The organism is Halioglobus japonicus (assembly GCF_001983995.1).
Taxonomy (GTDB): Bacteria; Pseudomonadota; Gammaproteobacteria; order Pseudomonadales; family Halieaceae; genus Halioglobus; species Halioglobus japonicus.
On the sequence record NZ_CP019450.1, the window covers coordinates 830740 to 853411 of the forward strand.

Here is a 22672-nt window from a genome sequence, read left to right on the forward strand (position 1 = left end):
ACTTATTCGGCGCGCAGGGTTTTAACGCCCTCGCTGGTGCCGAGCAGGAGCACATCTGCAGGCTTGAGCGCAAACAGGCCGTTGGTGACCACGCCGGTAATACCGTTGATCTTCTCTTCGATCGTCAGCGGTTGTGGAATTGGGAAGTTGTAAACATCGAGGATGATGTTGCCGTTATCGGTCACAACCCCTTCGCGATACACCGGATCGCCGCCCAGCTTGACCAGTTCCCGGGCCACGTGGCTGCGCGCCATGGGTATTACCTCCACCGGCAGTGGAAAATCGCCCAGGGTGTGCACCAGCTTGGACTGATCGGCAATACAGATAAATTCCCTGGCGACTGCGGTGACAATCTTCTCGCGGGTCAGGGCGGCGCCGCCGCCCTTGATGAGTTGCAGGGCAGCGTTGCTCTCGTCGGCGCCATCGATATAAAAATCGACCTGGTCCACCGCATTGAGGTCATACACCGGAATACCGTGACTCTTGAGGCGGTCGGCGGAGGCCTCTGAACTGGCCACGGTGGCGTTTACCAGGCCTTTAATGCCCGCCAGTGCATCGATGAACATGTTGGCGGTTGAGCCGGTGCCGATGCCGATGACCGTGTCATCTTCCAGTTTCGGCTGGATGTAGGCCAGGGCAGCTGCCGCTACCGCTTGTTTGAGTTCGTCCTGGGTCATGCCGATTCTCTCCTGCTGGGGCGGGCATTATAGGTCAGGCGTTCGTCGTGATCATCAATAATACCAAGCGCTGGGGCTGAAAATGGCTTGCCGCTCCATTAACATCCCTTGTTCTTCCTTTTGCAGGCAACTGACCATGCCCCAGTCCTATATCAAGCGGATCCTCGATGCGAGGGTTTACGATGTGGCTCGCGAAACGCCGGTAGACCAGGCGCCGTTGCTGTCGCGTCGCACTGGCAATCAGGTGTGGCTCAAGCGTGAGGACCTGCAGCCGGTGTTCTCCTTCAAGCTGCGCGGTGCCTATAACAAGATGCAGCGCCTGACGGACGCCCAGCGAGCCGCCGGCGTGGTCGCGGCCTCCGCGGGTAATCACGCCCAGGGCCTGGCCATGGCCGCCCAGAAGATGGGGGTGAAAGCGACCATTGTCATGCCCAGGACCACGCCGCAGATTAAAGTGGACGCTGTGCGTGGCCGCGGAGCGCGGGTGGTGCTGCACGGTGATTCCTTTGAAGAGGCGGCGGCGCATGCCGAGCACCTGGTGGCGGAGAAGGGCATGACGTATGTGCATCCGTTTGACGACCCCGATGTCATCGCCGGCCAGGGCACCGTGGGCATGGAGATTGTGCGCCAGCATCAGGCGCCGCTGGATGTGCTGTTTGTGCCGGTGGGCGGCGGCGGCCTGCTCGCCGGTGTGGCAGCGTACGTGAAATATGTGTGGCCCCAGACCCGGATTGTCGGCGTTGAGCCCGAAGATGCCGCCTGCCTCAAACTCGCGCTGGACAAGGGCCGCCGGGCGACACTGCCGGAAGTGGGCCTGTTTGCCGATGGTTGTGCTGTGGCACAGGTCGGCAAGGAGACGTTCCGGGTCATTCGCGACACGGTCGATGAGGTTATTACCGCCTCTACAGACGAAATGTGTGCGGCCATCAAGGACATATTTGAAGACACCCGCAGCATCGCCGAGCCCGCCGGTGCGCTGGCGCTGGCCGGCCTGAAAAAGTACGTTGAACGGGAAGGTTGTGAAGGCAAGGACCTGCTGGCGATTGTGTCCGGGGCCAATACCAACTTCGATCGGTTGCGCTATATCTCGGAGCGCACTGAAATCGGTGAGCAGCGCGAAGCCGTGCTCAGTGTCACCATTCCTGAGCGCCCGGGGAGTTTCAAGGTGTTCTGCACCGCGCTGGGGCGGCGCAATATCACCGAGTTCAACTACCGTTATTCGGACGCCGGTTCCGCCCAGGTGTTTGTGGGTATCTCCGTGGCGCCCGGTGGCGATGATCTGCAGAGCCTGCTGAGCGACCTGCGCGGCAAGGGGTACGAGGTTGAGGATCTCACTGAGAACGAGGTCGCCAAGCTGCACGTGCGTTACATGGTGGGCGGTCATGCGCCGGGCAGTGTGGCTGACGAGCGCGTTTATCGGGTGGAGTTTCCCGAGCGCCCGGGGGCGCTGGCCAAGTTTCTGACGGGCCTGGGTCCTGCCTGGAATATTTCCATGTTCCACTACCGGAATCATGGGGCGGCCTATGGGCGCATCCTGGTGGGTGTGCAGGTGGCCGCGCGGGAGCGCAAGGCGTTCCGCAAACTGATGGATGAGATCGGCTATCGCTATTGGGATGAAACCGACAATCGCGCCTATCAGCTCTACCTGGGGCAGCGTCCCGGCAGTGAATAAAAAATGACAAAAAATCTGTGGTTTAGGGGTTCATACCCTAGACATTCGCTCTCTTTGTGAAATAATCACAAAAGTTAGTCGTTGCTCCGGCTGGCAATAAGAAGAGTGCAGGCCTCGTAGAAGAGCCGCACAGTGGGATATAAGAGAGTGTTCAAGCGTGAAAACAAAACCTGACCTGATGCTGGTCCTGATGGCTGTATTCGGTATGGGCGTGGTGGTAACCATGATGTTACCCATGGCCGCCAGTAATACCGTTGCAGCTCCTGCGTCTGAACTCCAGGCTGGCGTCATTATCCGGGAGTAATTTCCTTCCGGTGTGCAGTGGCTGCTAAGTTCGGCAGCGGTACAGTGCCGCCTCGGTGGCGACAAAATCCAGATCGACGTCCCAGGCATCCCCTGGTAGCGCATCCTCGCGCTGCATTTCGTACCCCAATCCTACCCGCAATGGCCCTGACAAATCCGCCAGGGTCCTGTCGTAGTAGCCGCCACCCATGCCCAGCCGCTTGCCCGTTTCACTCCAAGCCACCAGGGGCAGGCAAATACAGTCCAGTGTTGCCGTCGCGGCCCGGGTGCTCTCCGGGCGTGGTTCTGAAATGCCGTATCGATTGGCAATCAGCTCATCGGCACTGCCCTGCCAGCGACCAAACTGCAGCGTCTTGTCGTCCTGGATGACGGGAAGATACACCTGCTTTCCCTCTGTCAGCAGTTGCTCCGCCAGTAGCGAAGGGTCAATTTCACCGTCTGCGGCGAGATAAAGACCAATGCGTTGCAGTAAATGCCAGTCGGGCAACTGTGTCACCGTGTGGGAGAGTCGATCGCGGGCATGGTGTTGTGTGGCGGGAGGGAGGGCTCGCCGTGCCGCCCGCAGCTGGCGACGTAGTTCTGACTTGGTGGCAGTAATGTCTGACATGATGAAGAGAGATTCCCGGCGTACCGCTGACAGCGCTGCCCTTGAACCCGATGGTTCAAGGTGGCGGCCCCCGCACTGAATCAGGCTTTCCGGTCATGCCAGACTTGCACACCAACAGTGGCTGGAAGCCCCCGGATACAAATTTATCGGCTCGAGGACTGTCTGCCTGGCGCATACGCCAGGGATCTGTCGGGGATTATAACGAGTCAGGCCGGCTTACGCGCCCTTGAAATTCGGGCAAAAATAGGACTGTAATCAGCCAATTTCCAGCTGGCGAAGCTGGTAAAGTGCATCATCGAGCTTGCGATTGATGCTGTCGACCGCGCCCGGCGCGGGTTCTGGAGCAATGGCCAGCTTGCCTTCGCCACCCTCGGAGGCCTGCAGCAGCTCATAGCTGATATTCAGCGCCGCCATGACGGCAATGCGCTCAAGGCCGATGACCTTGCCGGTCTCGCGGATACTGCGCATTTGCTTGTCGAGGTATTTGGCAGAGACTACCAGTTCTGCTTCCTGCTCTTCCGGGCAGGCGACCTGGTAATCTTTATCGAGAATTTTCACCGTGACGGTGTGCGGTTGGTTCACAGGCTTACTCCATAGTCCGCAGACGATTGATCATGGCTTCTACCTTGGAGCGAGCGAGCTCGTTCTTATCGATCAGGTCCTGGCGTTCCGCCTGCCAGCCGGCATTCTCTGCCTTGAGCACCTGATTTTCACGGTTCAGCTCCTTGCACAGCTCGATCAACTGGTCGATTTTCTGTTCCAGAGCCTGCAGTTGCTTGTCCGCCATGGAGTTATACTGGTGTTACCTTGATTGGGACTTTACTATAAGGGCGCTTCGCACAGCCGTCAACGAAGTAAAAGCAATGAAAATCAATGGCCTGCCTGACATTGTTACGAACGGCTGTAACTCCTGGCAGCGCCGCGAGAGAACCTGACATGTTCGACGATCACGACTCCGCCAATTTTGTCTTCGATTTCGACGAAGTGGCCAACCATCTGCTTGAACAGGGCCTCGACAGCTCTCCGTCGCAATTGCACGGTTGCCTGTGCGGCGTGCTGGCCGCCGGTGCGCCGGCTCAGGCGGAGGCAGGTCTGGCGCTGCTGCAGCAGGCGCTTGATATCAATTTGCACGGTGAACTGGCCGGGCAGATTCTGCAGCTGTACATGGTCAGTGCCGCTGCGCTGGAGGACGAGGAATTCGATTTTCACCCCTTGCTGCCCGATGATGAAGTGGAAATCGACTCGCGCACCGGTGAGCTGGCGCGTTGGTGCCAGGGCTTTCTCGCAGGCTTCGCTCAGGTCAATCAACGCCAGGTGAGCCAGGACAGCAGCGAGATCCTCAGTGACATGGGCGCCATCGCCGAAGCCTCGGTGGATGAAGATGCCGATGAAGAAGAGAGTGAGGGCAGTTACACGGAGATCGTTGAGTATCTGCGATTTGCGGTGCTCAACCTATTTATGGACAGTCGTGCCGACGGCACCAGGGCTGACGAACCCCAGGTGCACTGAGCAGACGAATTCCGCGCATGAAAATTACCAACAGTGAGTATCGGCGCCGGCGCCGCAAACTCATGGATTTGATGGAGCCCAACAGCATTGCCATCATTCCATCGGCCCGCCAGCAACTGCGTAGCCGCGACACCGAATTTCACTTTCGCCAGGACAGCGACTTCTACTACTTGTCGGGTTTTCAGGAGCCGGAATCCGTGCTGGTACTGATTCCCGGGCGCGAGCACGGCGAGTACGTGATGTTCTGCCCCGAGCGCGACCCCCAGGCGGAACTGTGGCACGGCCAGCGCGCCGGGCCGGATGGGTTGTGCAGCCGCTTCGGCGCCGATGATGCGTTTCCCATCGGCGATATCGATGACATTCTGCCGGGCCTGATTGAGGGCCGCGAGCGAGTTTACTACTCCATGGGCCGCAGCTCGCGCTTCGATCAGCACATAATGGACTGGGTAAATACCATCCGCTCCAAGGAATCCAGCGGCGCGGTACCGCCGGGGGAGTTCACCGATCTGGACCACATGCTGCACGACTTGCGCTTGATCAAGAGCGCGGCGGAACAGCGCATTATGCGGCGCGCCGGTGAGATTACTGCGGCGGCTCATCGCCGCATTATGCAGTTTTGCCAGCCTGGCCAGTACGAATATGAGCTCGAGGGCGAGCTCCACCATGAATTTGTTCGCGGCGGCGCGCGCTATCCCGCCTACCTCAGCATCGTTGGCAGCGGTCGCAATGCCTGCACGCTACACTACGTGGACAACAGCGCGAAAATGCGCGATGGGGATCTGGTGCTGGTGGATGCCGGCTGCGAGCTGGAGTCCTACGCCGCCGATGTCAGTCGCACTTTCCCGGTGGGCGGCACCTTCTCACCGGAGCAGCGCGCCTTGTATGAGGTGGTGCTCGCCGGTCACGCCGCGGCCATTGCCCAGGTGCGCGCGGGCAATCACTTCAATCAATCCCACGACGCCAGCGTGCTCGCAATAACGGAGGGGCTGGTGCAGCTGGGTTTGCTCGAGGGCGAAGTGGATGCCCTGATCGAGTCACAGGCCTACCGGGCCTTTTACATGCACAAGGTGGGTCACTGGCTTGGCCTTGATGTACACGATGTCGGCGACTACCGCGTTGGTGAAGAGTGGCGGGTGCTTGAGCCCGGTATGGTTATGACCATTGAACCCGGCATTTATGTGGCGCCGGACAACACCGCCGTCGCGAAAAAATGGCGCGGCATCGGTATTCGTATAGAGGATAATGTCCTGGTGACCACAGACGGTTGTGACATTCTCACCGACGCGGTACCCCGTACCGTCGACGACATTGAAGCCCTGATGGCGGCCTGAGCGATGACCGAACGACGCGACATTGTGATTGCCGGTGGCGGTATGGTCGGTATCAGCCTGGCCCTGCATCTGGCGCACTCACTGCCGCCGGCGATCCGCATCTGCCTTATCGAGGGGTTCCCGTTTCCAGAGCCCCGACCCGACCATCGGCCGGCTTATCATCCGTCATTCGATGCTCGCTCCACGGCCTTGAGCTACAGTTCGCGGCTGATCTACGAGCAAATGGGTGTGTGGTCCGGTCTGACCGAATATCTGTGCCCCATAGACACCATCCATGTCTCCAGCAAGGGGCGTTTTGGCAGTACTGTCATGGACGCTACGGAGCACGGCTGGGAAGCCTTGGGCTACGTGGTGGAAAATGCCTGGCTGGGCAATGCGCTGATCCAGGCTCTCTATTCACAGGGGCGGGTGGAAGTTCTTAGTCCCTGCAAAGTAATCGAAGCGCAATCCTCTGCAGCGGGCGTGACACTGACCCTGGAGGGTGGTCTGCAAGAGATGCTGGAGACGGCGCTGTTGGTGGTGGCCGATGGCGCCGCGTCGGGCCTGCGTGAATCGCTGGGAGTGTGGGCCAGTGAAAAATCCTATGGCCAGCAGGCGCTGGTGGCGAATGTCGCCACGACGCAGCCTCACGGTGGCCGCGCGTTTGAACGGTTTACCTCGCTGGGCCCGTTGGCGTTGTTGCCACTGCCGCCCATCCCGGACGCGGCTAACCGCAGTGCCCTGGTGTGGACCGTCACGCCCGAGGAAGGTGAAACGTTACTGGCCTGCAGTGACGAGGCGTTTCTGGCCAGCCTGCAGGAGCGATTTGGTTATCGACTTGGGCGCTTGACCCGGGTGGGCGAACGCCATAGCTATCCCTTGTCGCTGGTGCATTGCCGCGAGCAGGTGCGTCAGGGCGTTGTGGTGATGGGTAACGCCGCCCACGCCTTGCATCCAGTGGCCGGCCAGGGATACAACCTGGCCCTGCGCGATGTCGCCGAGCTGACCCGGGTGCTCAACGGCGCGGTAGAGGCGGGCGAGAGTCCCGGCTCACTGGCGGTGCTGCAGGCCTATGAACGGCGCCAGCAGCGTGACCAGCAGCGCACCATGGAGTTCAGCGATCGTTTGCCCTCCCTGTTTATGGAGGGCGATCCCTTGCTGGGTCTGGTGCGCGATCTGGGCCTGTCGGGCCTGGATGTGCTGCCCGCGCTAAAGCGTGCCTTCGTTAATCAGGCGGCGGGCGTCGCTGCGATGGGTGAGGCCTGATATGAACGCCCAGCATTATGACGTGGTGATTGTCGGCGCAGGTATCGCCGGGTCCGCCATGGCCCTGGCCCTGTCCGGCAGTGGCTATCGAATTGCCCTGATCGAGCCGCAGCCTTTGGCTCGCCGCGATCTGCCCGTGGACGCAGGCGTTCACAATTTCGATGCGCGGGTCAGTGCGTTGACGCCCCACTCGGTCCGGTTTCTGGAAAGTCTCGACGCCTGGGCGGGTGTCGTCGGGTATCGCAGCTGCGCCTATCGGCATATGACAGTGTGGGATGCGGAGGGCACGGGTCGTATCGAGTTTGATGCGGCGGAGCTGGACGTCCCGGCGCTGGGGCATATTGTCGAGAATCGCGCCATTGTCGACGCACTCCTGGCAAAGCTGCACGAGGCACCGGATATTCACTGTTTAAGCCCCGAGCGGGTCGAGGCCTGCGAGCGGCTGCACGACGGCCGCATGTCGGTGCGGCTGGAGAGCGGTGCTGAGTTGGAGGTGGAACTGGTAGTGGGGGCCGATGGGGCGATGTCGCGGATTCGCGAACTCATGGCCTATACCACGCGCGAATGGGATTACGGTCACCGCGCCATTGTCGCGACAGTGGCGCTTGCCGAGAGTCATCAGGATACGGCCTGGCAGCGTTTCCTGCCGACCGGGCCACTGGCGCTGCTGCCTCTGCCCGATGGGGACGATCAGCACCTGTGCTCTATTGTCTGGTCGCTTGAGGAAGATCTGGTCGATCCGCTGCTGGCGTTGGACGACGACGCCTTCTGTCAGGAATTGAGCGCGGCGTTTGAGCAACAGCTCGGTGGCATTACCGCCGTGTCGGCTCGCTTCGCCTTCCCGCTGCGCCAGCGTCACGCTGTCGACTATGTGCAGCCGGGTGTCGCGCTGGTGGCGGATGCAGCGCACACGATACATCCGCTGGCAGGGCAGGGCATTAATCTCGGATTACTGGACGTCGAAGCACTGGCCAAAGAGTTGCTGCGCGCCCGTGCTGCAGGCCTTTCTCCCGGCGCCGAGGTGGTGCTGGCCCGCTATCAGCGCCAGCGCAAAGGCGAAAACCTGCTGATGATGAGCGCCATGGATGGTTTTAAGCGTTTATTTGGCGAGCGCGCCCTGCCGGTGCGCTGGTTGCGCAACGCGGGCATGCGGTCGGTGGGGGCAATGGCTCCGCTCAAGCGTCGCCTGATGCGCCACGCCATGGGCATCGGGCCCTGAGTCACCCAAGCTTCGCTTGTGTTTCCTCTTCGCCCCGCTAGAATTAGCCGCGTGAACGCCCCTGTGGCAAAGCTTTGATGATGACCGAGGACTCCCCATGAGCCAGACTCCCGCCGAATTGAAATACGCCGCCAGCCACGAGTGGGCCCGGCTTGAAGAAGACGGCACAGTGACCGTTGGTGTATCCGATCATGCCCAGGAAGCACTGGGAGACGTGGTTTTCGTCGAATTGCCCGAAGTGGGCGTTACCCTGGCTGCCGGCGATGAGGCCGGTGTGGTGGAATCCGTAAAGGCCGCCTCCGACATTTATGCGCCTGTCGCTGGTGAGGTGATCGCTGTGAACGATCAGCTGGAAGACGAGCCTGAGACCGTTAACGGCGATCCCTACAACGATGGCTGGTTTTTCAAGCTGCAACCTGCTGATACCAGCGAGCTGGAGGCACTGCTAAGTGCCGATGACTATCAGGCCAAGTGCGACGAGGAAGACTGATTCCTCTGCCCCATGACCGTTGATCTGTATTTGCGCAAAGGCGCCGATCGACGCCTGCGCGGCGGTCACCTCTGGATTTACTCCAACGAAATTGATACCGCGGTTAACGGCCTGGGGCAGTTCCAGGCCGGCGATCTGGTGAGTGTGCGCGCCACTGACGGTAAGCTGCTTGGCAGTGCGTATATGGAGCCCCAATCGCTGATTTGCGCCCGCCTCTATGCGCCGGGTGAACAGCTACCCCTGAATGCTGAATTGTTTCAGCGTCGCCTTTACGAGGCGCTTGCCATTCGTGAGGCCGCCTTTGATAAACCCTATTACCGCCTGGTCTATGGCGACAGTGATTTGCTGCCGGGGCTGGTCATTGACCGCTTTGGTGACTACCTGGTGGTGCAGCTCAACAACAGCGGCATCGAGCGCTACGGTGAGGCGGTGGTTGAGGCGCTGAAAAACACCTTCAATCCGACGGGCATTCTGTTGCGTGGTGACAGCCGCAGTCGACGTGAAAGTGGCCTGGACGAAGAGATTGAGGTGGTGTTCGGCGAGGTGCCGGAGAGCGTCGAACTCGAGGAAAATGGCGTGCGCTTTCTCGCTCCGGTGCACGGCGGCCAGAAGACCGGGTGGTTTTATGATCACCGTATGGCTCGTGCGCGCCTGGCCCCTTGGGTGGCTGGCAAGTCGGTGCTGGATGTGTACAGCTATATCGGTGGCTGGGGTATCCAGGCGGCGGCGTTTGGCGCGGCGGAGGTCTGTTGCCTGGATAGCTCGGCGCTTGCGCTGGAGGGTGCGCAGGCCAATGCAGCCCTCAATGGCGTGGCAGACCGCTTCAATACCAGGCAGGGCTCTGCCCCCGAGACCATGAAGCATATGATCGACGAGGGTCTTGGCTACGACGTCGTGATTCTCGATCCGCCGGCGTTTATCCAGCGGCGCAAGGACATCAAGAAAGGCATTACCGCGTACCGACGGATTAATGAGTTGGGCCTGCGCCTGTTGCGCCCGGGTGGCTTACTCGTGGCAGGTTCCTGTTCCATGCACCTGGCGCGGGCAGATCTGATCAGCGCCATGCAGCAGGCAGCGGTGCGCGCCGGTTGCCGGCTGCGGGTGGTGGAGCAGGGCGCTCAGGGGCCGGATCATCCGGTCCATCCGGCCATTCCCGAAACCGAGTATCTCAAGGCGGTGTTCGCGGTGCGCAGCTGAGAGCGCGCGTAAACGCCTAGTCCCGCAGCGAAATCACCGGCCAGTCTGCGTCCCGCGCAACGCTCAGCAGGGTTGCGTCAGGGTCAACGGCCACTGGTTTGTCCACCTCGCGCAGCAGCGGCAGGTCATTCATTGAATCACTGTAGAAATAAGCGCCTTCCAGAGTGATGTCCTGATTCTCCAGCCATGCCTGCAGGCGTTCCACCTTGCCCTCCCGGTAGGTGGGGACACCGCTGGGTTCGCCCGTATAGGCCCCGTCGACAATCTCCGCCTCGCAGGCCAGTAGCTCTTCAATGCCCAGTGCCTGCGCAATGGGTGCAGTGATAAAGCGATTGGTGGCAGTAATGATCAGGAGCTGGTCGCCGCGCTCCCGGTGACGTTCAATCAGGGTTGCTGCTTTGGGCAGCATGATAGGCTCGATTTTTTCGGCCATAAACTGACGGTGCCAGGCGGCAAGCGTCTCCTCGGTCTGCCCTTTGAGTGGGCCCAGTGCAAAGCGCAAATAGGCGTCGATATCCAGTTCACCGGCTTCATAGTCGGCGTAGAACTGCTCGTTGCGCGCGGCAAATGTGTCCGCATCCACAATGCCCTGTTCGCAGACAAACTGCCCCCAGAGATAGTCACTGTCGCCGCCAATCAGGGTGTTGTCGAGGTCGAAGATGGCCAGAGGCATTGCGCGGGGCTCCAAAAAACGGGGCGCCAATATAGCGCGGCGGCGCAGGGGAGTAAATTTCTCTGAGGCCGCAAAGTGTGGAAGAATAGCCGGTTCATGATAAAGAATTGAATTGGCAGCGTGATTGATAAAGAGGGCTATCGGGCCAACGTAGGGATAGTACTGGCGAATGACCAGGGCCAGGTGCTGTGGGCGCGCCGGGTAGGCGGTCGCGATGCGTGGCAATTCCCCCAGGGCGGCATTAACCGCGGTGAATCCCCCGAGCAAGCCCTGTACCGGGAGCTAGAAGAAGAGATTGGCTTGTCGCCAGAGTCGGTCGAGATTCTCGCGGTTACCCGCGGCTGGCTGCGCTATCGCCTGCCCAAACGGTTTATTCGCAAGGGGCAGAAGCCGCTGTGTATCGGCCAGAAGCAAAAGTGGTTTCTGCTGCGCATGCTCGATAATGACGATGCGGTCAAACTCGATCTCAATGCTAAACCGGAGTTTGACCACTGGCAGTGGGTGAGTTACTGGTACCCCCTCAATCAGGTGATTTCCTTTAAGCGCGAAGTCTACCGGCGCGCCATGAAAGAACTGGCCCCCCGCTGGGGCGGCATACCGAACGTCTGGCTGGAGAGGCCTGAGATGCTCGAAACCCTGCGCCATGTCGTCCAGGAAGTGAATGCTGCCCCGAACCTCGCAGCGGCCCTCGAGATTATCGTCAGCAGGGTTCGCGATGCCATGGATACCGAGGTATGCAGTGTGTACCTGCGCGACCCGGCGGAAGAACGCTTTGTTTTTCGGGCCACAGAGGGTCTCAACAAAGACCAGATAGGCGTGGCCAGTCTGGCGCCCGGTGAGGGCCTTGTCGGCACGGTTGCCCAGCGTGAAGAGCCGCTGAATCTGGAGAACGCGGAAAACCATCCGGCCTTCCGCTTCTTCCCCGACCTTGGCGAAGAGGCGTACCACTCGTTTCTGGGGGTGCCGATTATTCATCAGCGGCAGGTGCTGGGCGTATTGGTCGTCCAGCAGGCCGAGCGACGTCGGTTCGACGAAAGTGACGAAGCGTTTTTGGTTACCATGTCCGCCCAGTTGGCGGCGATTATCGCCCACGCGAGGGTCACCGGGGCGGTAGATGCCGACGCAGCGGCGGGCTCTGGCGCCCCGGCGAAAATTACCGGCGTGCCCGGCGCCCCGGCATTGCCATCGGTACCGTCTGTGTGGTGTCACCGGTGGCGGATCTGTATGCCGTACCCCAGAAAACAGTGACCAATCGGCGTGGCGAGGTGCAGGCCTTTCGCGAGGCGCTGGCCAAGGTGCGCGACGATATCGAAGAGGTGGCGGACAATCTCGGAGGCGAACTCAGCCCAGAAGATCACGCCCTTTTCGATGTTTATCTGGGCATTCTCGATGATTCTGCCATTGGCCTGGAGGTCGTGGCATTGATCAAGGGCGGTGAGTGGGCCCAGGGTGCTCTCAGTCAGGTGATGATCGAACACATCCGCCACTTTGAGCGCATGGAGCACAGCTACCTCAAGGAGCGGGCTGTCGACATCAAGGATCTCGGGACCCGGGTGCTGGCCTATCTACAGGCGGAAGACCGCGAGGTACGCGTATACCCGGACAACGCGATTCTGGTGGGCGAGGAGCTGACTGCCTCGTCACTGGGGGAGATCCCCCGGGACAAGCTGGCAGGTCTTATCTCGGTGCGCGGTTCAGGTAACTCCCATGTGGCCATTCTGGCGCGCGCTATGGGCATACCCACGGTGATGGGGGCGCTGGATCTGCCCTACCGGCGCCTGCAGGGGCGGGAGCTGGTGATCGATGGCTATAACGGCACCGTGCACCTGAATCCGCGTCCGGAGGTGCGGGCCCGTTTCCAGGAGATTCTCGATTCGGATCTCGCGCTGTCCAAAGATCTGGAATCCCTGCGCGAATTACCCTGTGAAACCCTCGATGGTCACCGCATGCCGCTGTGGGTGAATACGGGGCTACAGGCAGATGTGACCCGTTCTCTGGAGCAGGGCGCCGAGGGTGTTGGCCTGTATCGCACTGAGGTGCCTTTCCTGCTGCGTGAGCGTTTTCCTTCCGAGGAGGAGCAGCGCCAGATTTACCGCAACCAGCTGGAGGCCTTTGCTCCGCGCCCGGTGACGATGCGTACCCTGGATATCGGCGGCGATAAGGCCCTGCCGTATTTTCCGATTGAGGAGGACAACCCCTTCCTAGGGTGGCGTGGTATTCGGGTCACCCTGGACCATCCTGAAATTTTTCTCGCCCAGGTGCGGGCCATGCTCAAGGCCAATGCCGGGCTCGGCAACCTGCGGATCATGTTGCCCATGATTAGCTCCATCTCGGAGCTGGACGAGGCGCTGGCACTCATCCATCGCAGCCACCGCGAAATTCTGCAGGAGGGTGTCGATGCCGAGTTACCCCGTATCGGGGTGATGGTGGAGGTGCCCTCGGCGGTCTACCAGGCCAGGGCACTGGCCCGGCGGGTGGACTTCCTGTCAGTAGGGTCGAATGACCTCACCCAGTATCTGCTGGCGGTGGACCGCAACAACGCGCGCGTTGCCGAGCTCTATCACTCCATGCACCCGGCGGTTCTCAGCGCGCTGGACTTGGTGGCGCGGGCTGCCCGGGCCGAAGGCAAGAAGGTGGGCATTTGTGGCGAATTGGCGGGCGACCCCGAGGGCGCCGTACTGCTTACCGCCATGGGCTACGACATCCTGTCCATGAACGCCACCAGCCTACCTAAAGTGAAACAGGCGCTGCGCAATATCAATCTCACGGAAGCCCGTGAGCTGCTCGACGAGGTGCTGGGTATGGATGACGCAAGCGCTATTCACCGTCGCCTGGAAGGATTCCTCGCCGACCACGGCATGGCTAAATTCATTCACAGCCCGGTGGCCTGAGCTTTTTAGCTGCTGAGTGTTAATCGCTCCACCACCTGGCCAATTGGAGCGCCGCTGGCGTCAAAGCTGGTTTCACGCCAGCTGGCATGGCCCTCGGTATCCAGCCACAGCGTGGTTGTCGCCCGGGTTCCGTAGGTCGGGCTGACAATAAATTGCGCCGACAGCATTCTGTCCATTTCGCCATTGAGGCCCACGGCGGCCAGTTCTGATTCCGTTGCCAGGTTGCCACTGGCAACCACTTCTGCGAGTAGATTGTGATCGACGCTGCCGCCGCTTAGTGAGCGCAGGGCGTGTTTGCCGTGCACCACTTTGGGCCAGGGGGTGTCCAGGTGGGCGTTGCTGAGACCGTATGTACCGGGTTGGAGCTGGATCGCGCCGTCCCCTTCGCCTGCGGCGCTATTGCTGTAATACCAGAGGCCGTGTGCGTCCCCCAGCAGCAGGTTGAACCCCGCGTATTCCGAGGCCCTCGCGCCAATGCGCTGCAGGTAGGTGGCGGGCGATTCATTCCCGGTCAGAAAGTCCAGGGTCAGCTCGCCACGGCTGCGCGGTGCTGGGATAGTCTGGTCCGGGTCCCGGTAATTGGTAATGGCCGCGAAGCGACCTGCACGGCTTATCCCCATCCAGGTGCCGCCCGCCTGGAGATCTTTGCCGGCGAGCACGTCGGGGTGGTCGGGCCAGAACCTGGCTGCCTGCGTAGGGCGGGCGTGAAACTCGTCCCGATTGGCGGCCAGCAGTAAGGGGTAGCGGGGGTGTTGGCGGTACGAAAACAGAATCAGGCACATCGAAGGCATTCCGGTCGGGTGGTGCGCAATTGTGAAACGCTGCGCGCTGCATAATAATACCCGTTTCCTGCGCCGGCCGTCGGCTGAGCGCCCAGATTGAGTCTGAATATGCTGCCCTATCCTGAGATAGACCCTGTTGCAGTGGCCCTGGGGCCACTGAAAATACATTGGTATGGCCTTGCCTACCTCACCGGTATTGCCGCCGGCTGGTGGTTGGCCATGCGCCGCAGCAGCCATCCCTGGAGCCCGGTGCAGCGCGATCAGGTGGACGACCTGACGTTTTATGTGGCGCTGGGCGTGGTGCTCGGCGGCCGGGTCGGATACACGTTTCTGTACGGCGGTGAACGCCTGGTGGAAGACCCCATGTGGGCGCTGCGCCTGTGGGAGGGCGGGATGTCATTCCACGGCGGTTTCCTGGGTGTGTTGTTTGCCATGTATTTGTTTGGCAGGCGGCACAATATTGCCTTCTGGAAGTTGATGGACTTCGTGGCGCCATTCGTCCCTATTGGTTTGGGACTCGGTCGCCTGGGTAATTTTATTGGCCAGGAGCTCTGGGGCAGAGCCACCGATGTGCCATGGGCCATGGTATTCCCCGCTGATCCCCTGCAGCTGGCACGGCACCCGTCGCAGCTCTACCAGTTCGCCCTGGAGGGCGTGTTGTTGTTCACGGTGCTGATCTGGTTCTCATCCCGACCCAGGCCGACCTGTGCTGTGTCTGGGGTGTTCTCACTCCTTTACGGGTGCGTGCGTTTCTTCTCGGAGTTTTTCCGCGAGCCTGATGCGCACCTTGGGTTCCAGGCGTTCGGCTGGATGACCCGGGGTCAGATGCTGTGTATTCCCATGATTATTACTGGCATTGTGCTGTTGTGGGTGGCTTATGGCCGCCAGCAGTCAACTGCCGCGACGGAACAAGGTAAATGAAACAATATCTCGATCTGCTGGAAGATATTCTCGAAAACGGCGTGCAAAAGGGTGACCGCACCGGCACCGGCACGCTGTCGGTTTTTGGTCGCCAGTACCGGCACAACCTGGCGGATGGTTTTCCGCTGCTCACCACCAAGAAGCTGCATCTCAAAAGCATCATCAATGAGCTGATCTGGTTTCTGAAGGGTGATACCAATACCGCCTGGCTGAACGAAAATGGCGTCTCGATCTGGGATGAATGGGCCACCGAGACCGGCGATCTGGGGCCGCTCTACGGCGCCCAGTGGACGGCCTGGCCGACCCGCGACGGTGGCAGCGTCAACCAGATCGATTATGTGGTGGAGACCCTGCGCAATAACCCCGACAGTCGCCGCATTCTGTTCCATGGCTGGAATGTGGAGTATCTGCCGGACGAAAGCGTCAGCCCCCAGGAAAACGTGGCCGCCGGCCGCATGGCGCTGCCGCCTTGTCACCTGCTGTATCAGTTCTATGTGGCGGGCGGTAAGTTGTCAGCCCAGCTATATATCCGGTCCAGTGATACCTTCCTCGGTCTGCCCTATAACACGGCGAGCCTGGCGGTACTCACCATGATGCTCGCCCAGCAGTGTGACCTGGAGCCGGGCGAAATTATTGTCACCACGGGGGATTCGCACCTGTATAGCAACCACATGACGCAGGTGCAGGAGCAGCTGTCGCGGGCTCCGCGTGCGTTGCCCAGGCTGAAAATCCTGCGCAAGCCCGACAGTATCTACGACTACCGGTTTGAGGACTTTGAACTCGAGGGCTACGACCCGCACCCTAATATCTCTGCGCCGGTAGCGGTCTAGGCGTGGTGGAGCTAGCAGTCATTGTGGCAGCGGCGCGCAATGGCGTTATCGGCCGCAATAATGCCCTGCCGTGGCACTTGCCGGAGGATCTGCGCTATTTCAAGCAGGTGACGATGGGCAAGCCCATTGTCATGGGGCGCAAGACCTACGAGTCCATCGGGCGGCCGTTGCCCGGGCGCACCAATATAGTGCTGACATCCCGCACTGATTTTGCCCCCGAGGGCGTGCGGGTAGTGCACAGTCTCGACGAGGCCCTGGCCCTGGCCGAGGATATTGCCCTGATTGAAGGCTGCGATGAGCTGATGGTGATAGGTGGGGCACAGATCTACGAAGCCGCCATTCTCCGGGCGTCGCGGCTGTATTTTACCGAGGTGCACGCCGATGTAGAGGGCGATGCCTATCTGGTGGGGGTGGATCGCAGTGAGTGGCAGGAAGTGAGTCGACAGGATTTCAGCGCTGCGGGGCCTAATCCCTACGACTATAGCTTCGTGGTCTATGAGCGATAAGGGTGCATCAATGCCCGATTTTGGCCGCCTGTTACTCCCGAGCTGCTCCCTTGAGCAAAGTGTTACTTTCGTACACAATGCGAGCCACTAACCCCTCTGGGGGGGTAAGAAAATTGATAATCCTCACCCGAATGGTTTAAATTCGCCCCCTCGGTTTACCGACTCTGATTTATCCACTATATATCTACTGCTAAATAAACGGTTTTTCAGAGCCGAATTCTTTTTGTTGGACATAGGAAACTTAACCCTCATGACTATGCATCGATTGAAAAATGGACTGATCGCTGCGCTCGTCGCCGCCGGTACCCTGGCGGGAGCGACTGCAGCTGTACAGGCCAGCACTTTGGATCAAATTCTGGACGTCAGCGAAGCGAAAAATAATGCCGCTCGCAAATCTCAGGCGAAAATCGATCGCCTGGCCGACGAAACCAGCGATCTGCTGACGGACTACAAGACCGTCATGAAGCAGGTAGACGGTCTCAAGGTTTACAACGCACGTCTGCAGCGCCAGATCGAAAACCAGAACAAGCGCGTGGGCGAGATCGAAGAGTCTATCTCCCAGGTGACTGTCATTCAGCGTCAGATGACCCCACTGGTTATCCGCATGATCGACGGTCTCGAGCAGTTCGTTGAGCTCGACGTGCCTTTCGAAAAAGATCAGCGTATGGAGCGTGTTGAGTTCCTGCGCAGCAACATCGATCGCGCCGATGTCTCCGTAGCAGAGAAATTCCGCGGCGTGCTCGAGGCTTACAACATTGAACTCCAGTATGGTCGCGGCATTGACACTTACCGCGGAACCATCGAAGTGGCAGGTGCTCCGCGCGATGTGGACTTCCTCCGTATTGGTCGTATCGCCCTGGTTTACCAGACTACCGATGGCGCTGTATCTGGCGCATGGGACAAGGGTGCAGGCAGCTTTGTCGAGCTCCCCGCCGGTGAGTACGACGCCGCGATTCGCAAAGGCATTCGCATTGCGAAGAAGCAGGCGACCATTGAACTGTTGAACATGCCCGTTTCTGCGCCGGAGGCTAACTAATGAGCGTTAAATTTGTAAAAGCCGCAGCCCTGGCGCTGACAGGCGTATTGTCCTTCTCCGCCAGCGCTGTCATGGCGCAGGAAGCGAAGTCTCTGGACGAGCTGCTGAACTACGTGAAGCAGGGCCAGGTGACTGAAGCCAAGGAAAACCGTGCTCGCGAAGCCAAGTTCTCCAAAGACAAGGCCAACCAGGCTGCTGCACTGAAGCGTGCCGAAGCTGAGCGTGCCCGTCAGGAACAACTGAGTGCTGAGCTTGAAGCGAAATTCGAAGAAAACCAGCTGCTGATCGCAGCCAAGCAGGAACAGCTGCAAGAGCGCCTGGGTACCTTGACTGAACTGTTCGGTCACCTGACATCTGCTGCCGGCGACCTGTCTTCCAATCTGGAAGTGTCCCTGGCCTCAGCTCAGTACCCCGGTCGTGAAGTCTTCCTGAAAGACCTGATCGACAAGATGAGCAGCTCTGACCAGCTGCCTAGCATCGAAGAAATTGAGCGCGTCTGGTTCGAGCTGATGCGTGAAATTCGCGAAACCGGTGTTGTGACCAAGTTCGACGCTGAAGTTGCTTCACCTGCGGGTGAGCGCGCGCCGCGCGAAGTGCTGCGTGTGGGTGCTTTCAACCTGGTTGATACTGATGGCAACTACCTGTCCTACGACTCAGGTAGCCTGAGCGAGCTGCCTCGTCAGCCCAGCGGTCCCTACACGGGTTGGGCGGCTGACCTGGCCAACGCTACCGGTGGCCTGAACAGCTTTGGTATTGACCCCACTGGTCCTACCGGCGGTTCTTTCCTGGCGGCGATCATCGATACGCCCACGCTGGAAGAGCGCTGGCACCAGGGCGGCTATGTTGGCTACGCCATCACTGCCGTGGGTATCTTCGCCTTCCTGCTGGCCATCTGGCGCATGATTGTCCTGACTGCCGTTGGTGCCAAGGTTAACTCTCAGCTGAAGAGCGACAAGGCTAACGACAACAACCCGCTGGGCCGCGTCCTTAAGATCCACGAGGACAACCCCACCATGGACACCGAGACTCTCGAGCTCAAGCTGTCCGAGGGCGTGTTGAAGGAAACTCCCAAGCTGGAAAGCGGTCTTACCCTGTTGAAGATCATCGCTGCGGTCGCGCCGCTGATGGGTCTGCTGGGTACCGTAACCGGTATGATCATCACCTTCCAGGCGATCACCATCTTTGGTGCGGGCGATCCGAAGGCAATGGCCGGCGGTATCTCCGGTGCATTGATAACGACCGTACTGGGTCTGTTGGTAGCCATCCCGACCGTACTGCTGCACACCGTTGTGAATGGCCGCGCACAGCGCATCATTCACATCCTGGACGAGCAGACCACCGGCATGATCGCAGAGCACACAGAAGCCAATCTGAGGTCTTGATATGGGCGATTTGATCGAGGTACTCCTCGGCTTCATGGACAAGGGCGGCGACGTCCTGTGGCTGATCGCCGCGCTCTTGTTCGTGATGTGGACCCTGATATTTGAACGCTTCTGGTATTTCCAGATGGGTTGGAAGAAAGACGTAGCGCAAGTGATTGCCAAGTGGGAAGGCCGCCCTGAGCGGAAGTCCTGGGAGGCTTTCCAGATCCGTCAGATGATGATCTCCCAGAGCCGCATGCAGATTAACCGCAACCTGCCAGTGATTAAGACACTGGTAGCGTTGTGCCCGCTGCTCGGCCTGCTCGGTACTGTTACCGGCATGATTGAGGTGTTCAACATCATGGCTGTCACCGGCGGTGGCGATGCCAAATCCATGGCGGGTGGTGTGCAACAGGCCACCATTCCCACCATGGCCGGCATGGTAGCTGCGCTGTCAGGGGTCTTTGCCAACACTTATGTGACCAGGATTGCTCAGCGGGAAGGTGAATTCCTGCAGGACAACCTGACGACAGATCACTAACAGAGCAAGATTAATGCGAAACAGAAATCGAGAAGCTGAAGCAGATGAGGCGCAGATCGACCTGACGCCAATGCTCGACGTGGTATTTATCATGTTGATCTTCTTCATCGTGGTTGCTTCCTTCCTCAAGGAGGCCGGTATCGAAGTGAACCGGCCCGATAGCAACCAGAATCCCCGGAAACCGACTCCGAGAGCATCGTGGTAACCATTACTGGTGACAACCAGATCTGGATGGAAAACCGTCGGATCGATATTCGCGCAGTGCGCGCTAACGTAGCGCGTGTCCTGGCGTCCGATCCTGAAGCCGGATTTACGGTTAAGACCGAACCTGGCGCCAGCGCCGGAACCCTGCTTGAGGTGGGCGACGCCGCTCGAGAGGCGGGTGTAAAACAGGTCAGCTGGCCAGCGGAGGAAAAACAGTGAGCAGACGTAGTATGTCAGCTGGGCGTGCAGGCGCAGAGGCCAGCGGTGAGGGCGATATCGACCTCACCCCAATGCTGGACGTTGTGTTCATCATGCTCATCTTTTTTATTGTCACGTCGTCTTTCGTGAAGGAGCCCGGTGTCGACCTGCTGAAAGCACAGGCCGTTACCACCAGCCCCTGCGACCGCGGCACAATCATCTTCGCTGTTAACTCAGTCGGCGATATCTATTACAACAAGAACCAGATTCCTGTTGATAGGGCCTATCGTTTGGCTGAAGCAGCAAAGAAAGAAGCGCCCAAGGCGAACTTCGTGATCCAGGCGGATGTCGATGCACCGACGTCGGTACTGAGTGAATTACTGGCTGTACTCAAGCCTCTGATGGATGCGCCCCTGTGTGCCTCTACTGATGAGGCGGGGTAAGTCTGATGGGTAATAGTGTGAGAACAATTGTCTCAATTCTGTTGGCCCTGCCCGTTGTGGTGGGCCTGTTCCTGGTCATGCACAGCCTGATTGATCGCGATTTTGAGAACCCCGAGGTCAAGAACACCAAGATCGCGGATCTGGTTCAGCCCGACGAGGAAATTACTCTCGAGGCCGATACCCAGAAGCCCGATAAGGTAGAAGACCCCGAGGAGCCGCCACCGGATCTGGATACGCCAGACCTGGTGATGGATATGGATATGGACGTTGCTAACAATGCGCCCTCTGCGAGCATTGATGTCGAGATCTCAAGCACTGGCATGTCCTCTGGCGACGGTGAATATCTGCCCATTGTTAAGGTGGCGCCGATTTACCCCCGTCGTGCCCAGACCCGCGGTATTACGGGTTACTGCATTGTGGAGTACACGGTGACCACCTCTGGTGCGATCCGCGATCCCCAGGCCGTAGATTGCCAGCCATCCGGTGTGTTTGAGAAAGCTTCTGTCAAGGCGGCGCTCAAGTTCAAGTACAAGCCCCGTGTTGTCGATGGCGAAGCTATCGAAGTAGCCGGTGTACAGAACAAGTTCACCTACGAGCTGGAACAGTAACAAGGTTGGTTTGCTATGAAATTGTTTAGACACCAGACCTGGACCCGCGCCGCACTCCTGGCAGTGCCGGTGCTGGCTACCCAGGTGGCTGTGACCCAGTTACAGCGCGACGCAGGCTACGCTCCCTTCACTGCCGCAGTGGCACAGGAAGAGAAGAAAGCCGACACCCGCGAAACACGCCGTACTCCGGCGCTGCGCAACAAGGTCTACGAGAAGCTGGCAGAGGCGCAGGCCGCTGCTGAGGCGAAAGACCTGGCGGGCGCGAAGAAAATCCTCGACGGTATGGTGGCCGCGGGCGGCAAGAAGGCGCTGAACAGCTATGAGCTGGCCAACGTCTATAATCTTTACGCCTTCATCTACTACACCCAGGAAAATTACCCGCAGGCCCTGAAAGCCTACGAGAATGTTGTGGCTCAGCCCGATATTCCCCTGGCGATGGAAATCAATACCCGCTACACCATTGCTCAGCTGTACTTCGTGCAGGAAGACTGGGACCGCGGTATTGATGCGCTGCTCAAGTGGTTTGATATGACGGAAAGCCCCAACGCTGCAGCTTATGTGTTGCTGGCCCAGGGTTACTACCAGAAGAAGGACTACAACCGCGCCCTCACCAACGTGGAGAAAGCGATCTCCATGTACAACGAAAAGGGCAAGCTCCCCAAGGAGCAGTGGTATAACCTGGCGCGTTTCCTGTACTTCGAGAAAAACGATATCCCGAATACCGTGGACACGCTGGAAATTCTTCTGCAGCACTACCCCAAGAAGCAGTACTGGGTGCAGCTGTCGCATATGTACGGCGAGCAGAAGAAGGAAACCGACCAACTGGGCGCCATGGAAACCGCTTACGTACAGGGTATGCTCGACAAGGGTTCAGAGCAGGTCACTATGGCCTATCTCTACCTGAACGCCGATGTGCCTTACAAAGCGGCCACTGTCATGGATAAGGGGCTCAATGATGGCTCTATCGATGACAAGTCCAAGAACTGGGAAATTGCTGGTAGTGCCTGGCGTCAGTCCCAGGAGACGGACAAGGCGATTCCAGCGATGGAGAAAGCCGCGGCCAAGTCTGAAACCGGTGAGTTGTATGCGCGTCTGGGTAACATCTACCTCGATGGCGACCAGAACGAGAAGGCGATTACGGCCATTAACAGAGGCCTCAATCGCGGCGGGGTCAAGCGCCCTGACACGGCTCGTCTGGTGCTCGGCATGGCGTACTTCAATACCAAGCAGTACGACAATGCCCGCAAGGCATTCCAGGCAGCAGCCCGGGATGAGCGCTCAGAAAAGTACGCACGCCAGTGGATCCGCTACATGGATTCCGAGCTCGAGCGTCAGAAGGCCATGGCCGAGGGTTGATTCCCCGCTTTGGCCTGCGCTGAATCGCAGGCACAAAAAAGGAGCCGTGAGGCTCCTTTTTTTATTTCAATC

25 protein-coding genes, 1 other RNA gene and 2 pseudogenes are annotated in these 22672 nt (G+C 59.4%); 21 read left to right on the forward strand and 7 right to left on the reverse strand.

Annotated features, from left to right (window positions below):
* Positions 1 to 2: 2 nt before the first annotated feature.
* The gene (rpiA, locus tag BST95_RS03960) at positions 3 to 677 is read right to left on the reverse strand and encodes a ribose-5-phosphate isomerase RpiA (RefSeq protein ID WP_084198247.1); all 675 of its coding nucleotides are present in this window, start codon (positions 675 to 677) and stop codon (positions 3 to 5) included.
* A 136-nt stretch (positions 678 to 813) separates the two neighbouring features.
* Between rpiA and ilvA the strand changes: the two genes are divergently transcribed.
* Together ilvA and BST95_RS19600 are read left to right on the forward strand one after the other, a co-directional pair.
* Positions 814 to 2349, forward strand: coding sequence for a threonine ammonia-lyase, biosynthetic (gene ilvA, locus BST95_RS03965; RefSeq protein ID WP_084198248.1), 1536 nt, complete (start codon positions 814 to 816; stop codon positions 2347 to 2349).
* A gap of 157 nt (positions 2350 to 2506) precedes the next feature.
* Positions 2507 to 2653: a hypothetical protein gene (locus BST95_RS19600; RefSeq protein WP_156507818.1), complete on the forward strand. Its 147-nt coding sequence runs from the start codon at positions 2507 to 2509 to the stop codon at positions 2651 to 2653.
* A gap of 24 nt (positions 2654 to 2677) precedes the next feature.
* Here BST95_RS19600 and BST95_RS03970 read toward each other — a convergent pair whose 3' ends face one another.
* The 4 genes from BST95_RS03970 to BST95_RS03985 all read right to left on the reverse strand — a co-directional run bounded on the left by BST95_RS03970 (position 2678) and on the right by BST95_RS03985 (position 4046).
* The gene (locus BST95_RS03970; protein WP_084198249.1) at positions 2678 to 3259 is read right to left on the reverse strand and encodes a 5-formyltetrahydrofolate cyclo-ligase; all 582 of its coding nucleotides are present in this window, start codon (positions 3257 to 3259) and stop codon (positions 2678 to 2680) included.
* Positions 3260 to 3267: 8 nt separating this feature from the next.
* A non-coding RNA gene (gene ssrS / locus BST95_RS03975) (6S RNA) lies at positions 3268 to 3447 on the reverse strand.
* A 67-nt stretch (positions 3448 to 3514) separates the two neighbouring features.
* Positions 3515 to 3841, reverse strand: a complete 327-nt coding sequence (locus BST95_RS03980) for a cell division protein ZapA (protein WP_084198250.1) — start codon at positions 3839 to 3841, stop codon at positions 3515 to 3517.
* Between the two features lie 4 nt (positions 3842 to 3845).
* Positions 3846 to 4046 (reverse strand): TIGR02449 family protein, encoded by a 201-nt coding sequence (locus tag BST95_RS03985; RefSeq protein WP_084198251.1) that lies wholly within the window; start codon positions 4044 to 4046, stop codon positions 3846 to 3848.
* A gap of 149 nt (positions 4047 to 4195) precedes the next feature.
* On the opposite strand from BST95_RS03985, the gene BST95_RS03990 reads away from it, so the two are divergent.
* From BST95_RS03990 to BST95_RS04015, 6 genes are all read left to right on the forward strand, one after another.
* Positions 4196 to 4768, forward strand: a complete 573-nt coding sequence (locus tag BST95_RS03990) for a UPF0149 family protein (protein WP_169843845.1) — start codon at positions 4196 to 4198, stop codon at positions 4766 to 4768.
* A gap of 17 nt (positions 4769 to 4785) precedes the next feature.
* On the forward strand, positions 4786 to 6099 hold the full coding sequence (gene pepP, locus BST95_RS03995) for a Xaa-Pro aminopeptidase (RefSeq protein WP_084198253.1): 1314 nt from the start codon (positions 4786 to 4788) through the stop codon (positions 6097 to 6099).
* A 3-nt stretch (positions 6100 to 6102) separates the two neighbouring features.
* Positions 6103 to 7344, forward strand: coding sequence for a 2-octaprenyl-6-methoxyphenyl hydroxylase (gene ubiH / locus BST95_RS04000; RefSeq protein WP_084198254.1), 1242 nt, complete (start codon positions 6103 to 6105; stop codon positions 7342 to 7344).
* A 1-nt stretch (position 7345) separates the two neighbouring features.
* Positions 7346 to 8563 (forward strand): UbiH/UbiF/VisC/COQ6 family ubiquinone biosynthesis hydroxylase, encoded by a 1218-nt coding sequence (locus BST95_RS04005; RefSeq protein WP_084198255.1) that lies wholly within the window; start codon positions 7346 to 7348, stop codon positions 8561 to 8563.
* A 97-nt stretch (positions 8564 to 8660) separates the two neighbouring features.
* Positions 8661 to 9053, forward strand: coding sequence for a glycine cleavage system protein GcvH (gcvH, locus tag BST95_RS04010; RefSeq protein ID WP_084198256.1), 393 nt, complete (start codon positions 8661 to 8663; stop codon positions 9051 to 9053).
* Positions 9054 to 9065: 12 nt separating this feature from the next.
* Positions 9066 to 10250, forward strand: a complete 1185-nt coding sequence (locus BST95_RS04015; RefSeq protein ID WP_084198257.1) for a class I SAM-dependent rRNA methyltransferase — start codon at positions 9066 to 9068, stop codon at positions 10248 to 10250.
* A gap of 16 nt (positions 10251 to 10266) precedes the next feature.
* On the opposite strand, the gene BST95_RS04020 is transcribed toward BST95_RS04015, so the two are convergent.
* Entirely contained in the window at positions 10267 to 10923 is a 657-nt protein-coding gene (locus BST95_RS04020) for a histidinol-phosphatase (protein WP_066057282.1), read from the reverse strand.
* 120 nt (positions 10924 to 11043) lie between these two features.
* Between BST95_RS04020 and BST95_RS04025 the strand changes: the two are divergent.
* Positions 11044 to 11445: pseudogene (locus BST95_RS04025) on the forward strand (RNA pyrophosphohydrolase); the annotation flags it as partial.
* Positions 11446 to 11547: 102 nt separating this feature from the next.
* Positions 11548 to 13814: pseudogene (gene ptsP, locus BST95_RS04030) on the forward strand (phosphoenolpyruvate--protein phosphotransferase).
* 5 nt (positions 13815 to 13819) lie between these two features.
* Here the strand turns inward: ptsP and BST95_RS04035 are convergent.
* A complete protein-coding gene (locus BST95_RS04035) occupies positions 13820 to 14596 on the reverse strand; it encodes an NRDE family protein (protein WP_084198258.1) in 777 nt (258 codons plus the stop codon).
* Between the two features lie 108 nt (positions 14597 to 14704).
* Here BST95_RS04035 and lgt point away from each other — a divergent pair, with 108 nt between their 5' ends.
* From lgt to BST95_RS04085, 11 genes are all read left to right on the forward strand, one after another.
* A complete protein-coding gene (lgt, locus tag BST95_RS04040) occupies positions 14705 to 15517 on the forward strand; it encodes a prolipoprotein diacylglyceryl transferase (RefSeq protein WP_084198259.1) in 813 nt (270 codons plus the stop codon).
* Positions 15514 to 16347, forward strand: coding sequence for a thymidylate synthase (gene thyA, locus BST95_RS04045; RefSeq protein ID WP_066057300.1), 834 nt, complete (start codon positions 15514 to 15516; stop codon positions 16345 to 16347). Before lgt ends, thyA begins: the two co-directional genes overlap by 4 nt.
* A 2-nt stretch (positions 16348 to 16349) precedes the next feature.
* Complete coding sequence (locus tag BST95_RS04050; protein WP_229801749.1) at positions 16350 to 16853, forward strand: dihydrofolate reductase; 504 nt, start codon at positions 16350 to 16352, stop codon at positions 16851 to 16853.
* A 250-nt stretch (positions 16854 to 17103) separates the two neighbouring features.
* Positions 17104 to 17889 carry a DUF3450 domain-containing protein gene (locus tag BST95_RS04055; protein WP_066057303.1) on the forward strand — a complete coding sequence of 262 codons (786 nt, stop codon included), beginning with the start codon at positions 17104 to 17106 and terminating at the stop codon, positions 17887 to 17889.
* Positions 17889 to 19271: a MotA/TolQ/ExbB proton channel family protein gene (locus tag BST95_RS04060; protein WP_084198260.1), complete on the forward strand. Its 1383-nt coding sequence runs from the start codon at positions 17889 to 17891 to the stop codon at positions 19269 to 19271. Before BST95_RS04055 ends, BST95_RS04060 begins: the two co-directional genes overlap by 1 nt.
* A gap of 1 nt (position 19272) precedes the next feature.
* Positions 19273 to 19791, forward strand: a complete 519-nt coding sequence (locus BST95_RS04065; RefSeq protein ID WP_066057308.1) for a MotA/TolQ/ExbB proton channel family protein — start codon at positions 19273 to 19275, stop codon at positions 19789 to 19791.
* A 13-nt stretch (positions 19792 to 19804) separates the two neighbouring features.
* Positions 19805 to 19996 (forward strand): ExbD/TolR family protein, encoded by a 192-nt coding sequence (locus BST95_RS21285; RefSeq protein ID WP_420866356.1) that lies wholly within the window; start codon positions 19805 to 19807, stop codon positions 19994 to 19996.
* Positions 19990 to 20214, forward strand: coding sequence for an ExbD/TolR family protein (locus BST95_RS21290; protein WP_420866357.1), 225 nt, complete (start codon positions 19990 to 19992; stop codon positions 20212 to 20214). Before BST95_RS21285 ends, BST95_RS21290 begins: the two co-directional genes overlap by 7 nt.
* A gap of 11 nt (positions 20215 to 20225) precedes the next feature.
* Positions 20226 to 20636, forward strand: a complete 411-nt coding sequence (locus tag BST95_RS04075; RefSeq protein ID WP_102106332.1) for an ExbD/TolR family protein — start codon at positions 20226 to 20228, stop codon at positions 20634 to 20636.
* A gap of 5 nt (positions 20637 to 20641) precedes the next feature.
* A complete protein-coding gene (locus BST95_RS04080; RefSeq protein WP_066057316.1) occupies positions 20642 to 21244 on the forward strand; it encodes an energy transducer TonB in 603 nt (200 codons plus the stop codon).
* A gap of 15 nt (positions 21245 to 21259) precedes the next feature.
* Entirely contained in the window at positions 21260 to 22600 is a 1341-nt protein-coding gene (locus BST95_RS04085; protein WP_066057319.1) for a tetratricopeptide repeat protein, read from the forward strand.
* The last annotated feature ends 72 nt before the right edge of the window (positions 22601 to 22672 follow it).

Excerpts from the sequence above, each read along its gene's own strand:
- ilvA (WP_084198248.1), top strand. The coding sequence starts at position 814 with ATGCCCCAGTCCTATATCAAGCGGATCCTCGATGCGAGGGTTTACGAT.
- BST95_RS03970 (WP_084198249.1), bottom strand. The coding sequence starts at position 3,259 with ATGTCAGACATTACTGCCACCAAGTCAGAACTACGTCGCCAGCTGCGG.
- BST95_RS04065 (WP_066057308.1), top strand. The coding sequence starts at position 19,273 with ATGGGCGATTTGATCGAGGTACTCCTCGGCTTCATGGACAAGGGCGGC.
- lgt (WP_084198259.1), top strand. The coding sequence starts at position 14,705 with ATGCTGCCCTATCCTGAGATAGACCCTGTTGCAGTGGCCCTGGGGCCA.
- gcvH (WP_084198256.1), top strand. The coding sequence starts at position 8,661 with ATGAGCCAGACTCCCGCCGAATTGAAATACGCCGCCAGCCACGAGTGG.
- BST95_RS04055 (WP_066057303.1), top strand. The coding sequence starts at position 17,104 with ATGACTATGCATCGATTGAAAAATGGACTGATCGCTGCGCTCGTCGCC.
- BST95_RS04005 (WP_084198255.1), top strand. The coding sequence starts at position 7,346 with ATGAACGCCCAGCATTATGACGTGGTGATTGTCGGCGCAGGTATCGCC.
- BST95_RS03985 (WP_084198251.1), bottom strand. The coding sequence starts at position 4,046 with ATGGCGGACAAGCAACTGCAGGCTCTGGAACAGAAAATCGACCAGTTG.
- BST95_RS03990 (WP_169843845.1), top strand. The coding sequence starts at position 4,196 with ATGTTCGACGATCACGACTCCGCCAATTTTGTCTTCGATTTCGACGAA.
- BST95_RS04015 (WP_084198257.1), top strand. The coding sequence starts at position 9,066 with ATGACCGTTGATCTGTATTTGCGCAAAGGCGCCGATCGACGCCTGCGC.
- rpiA (WP_084198247.1), bottom strand. The coding sequence starts at position 677 with ATGACCCAGGACGAACTCAAACAAGCGGTAGCGGCAGCTGCCCTGGCC.
- ubiH (WP_084198254.1), top strand. The coding sequence starts at position 6,103 with ATGACCGAACGACGCGACATTGTGATTGCCGGTGGCGGTATGGTCGGT.
- BST95_RS04035 (WP_084198258.1), bottom strand. The coding sequence starts at position 14,596 with ATGTGCCTGATTCTGTTTTCGTACCGCCAACACCCCCGCTACCCCTTA.
- BST95_RS04060 (WP_084198260.1), top strand. The coding sequence starts at position 17,889 with ATGAGCGTTAAATTTGTAAAAGCCGCAGCCCTGGCGCTGACAGGCGTA.
- BST95_RS04075 (WP_102106332.1), top strand. The coding sequence starts at position 20,226 with ATGTCAGCTGGGCGTGCAGGCGCAGAGGCCAGCGGTGAGGGCGATATC.
- pepP (WP_084198253.1), top strand. The coding sequence starts at position 4,786 with ATGAAAATTACCAACAGTGAGTATCGGCGCCGGCGCCGCAAACTCATG.
- BST95_RS04020 (WP_066057282.1), bottom strand. The coding sequence starts at position 10,923 with ATGCCTCTGGCCATCTTCGACCTCGACAACACCCTGATTGGCGGCGAC.
- BST95_RS04080 (WP_066057316.1), top strand. The coding sequence starts at position 20,642 with ATGGGTAATAGTGTGAGAACAATTGTCTCAATTCTGTTGGCCCTGCCC.
- BST95_RS21285 (WP_420866356.1), top strand. The coding sequence starts at position 19,805 with ATGCGAAACAGAAATCGAGAAGCTGAAGCAGATGAGGCGCAGATCGAC.
- BST95_RS04085 (WP_066057319.1), top strand. The coding sequence starts at position 21,260 with ATGAAATTGTTTAGACACCAGACCTGGACCCGCGCCGCACTCCTGGCA.
- thyA (WP_066057300.1), top strand. The coding sequence starts at position 15,514 with ATGAAACAATATCTCGATCTGCTGGAAGATATTCTCGAAAACGGCGTG.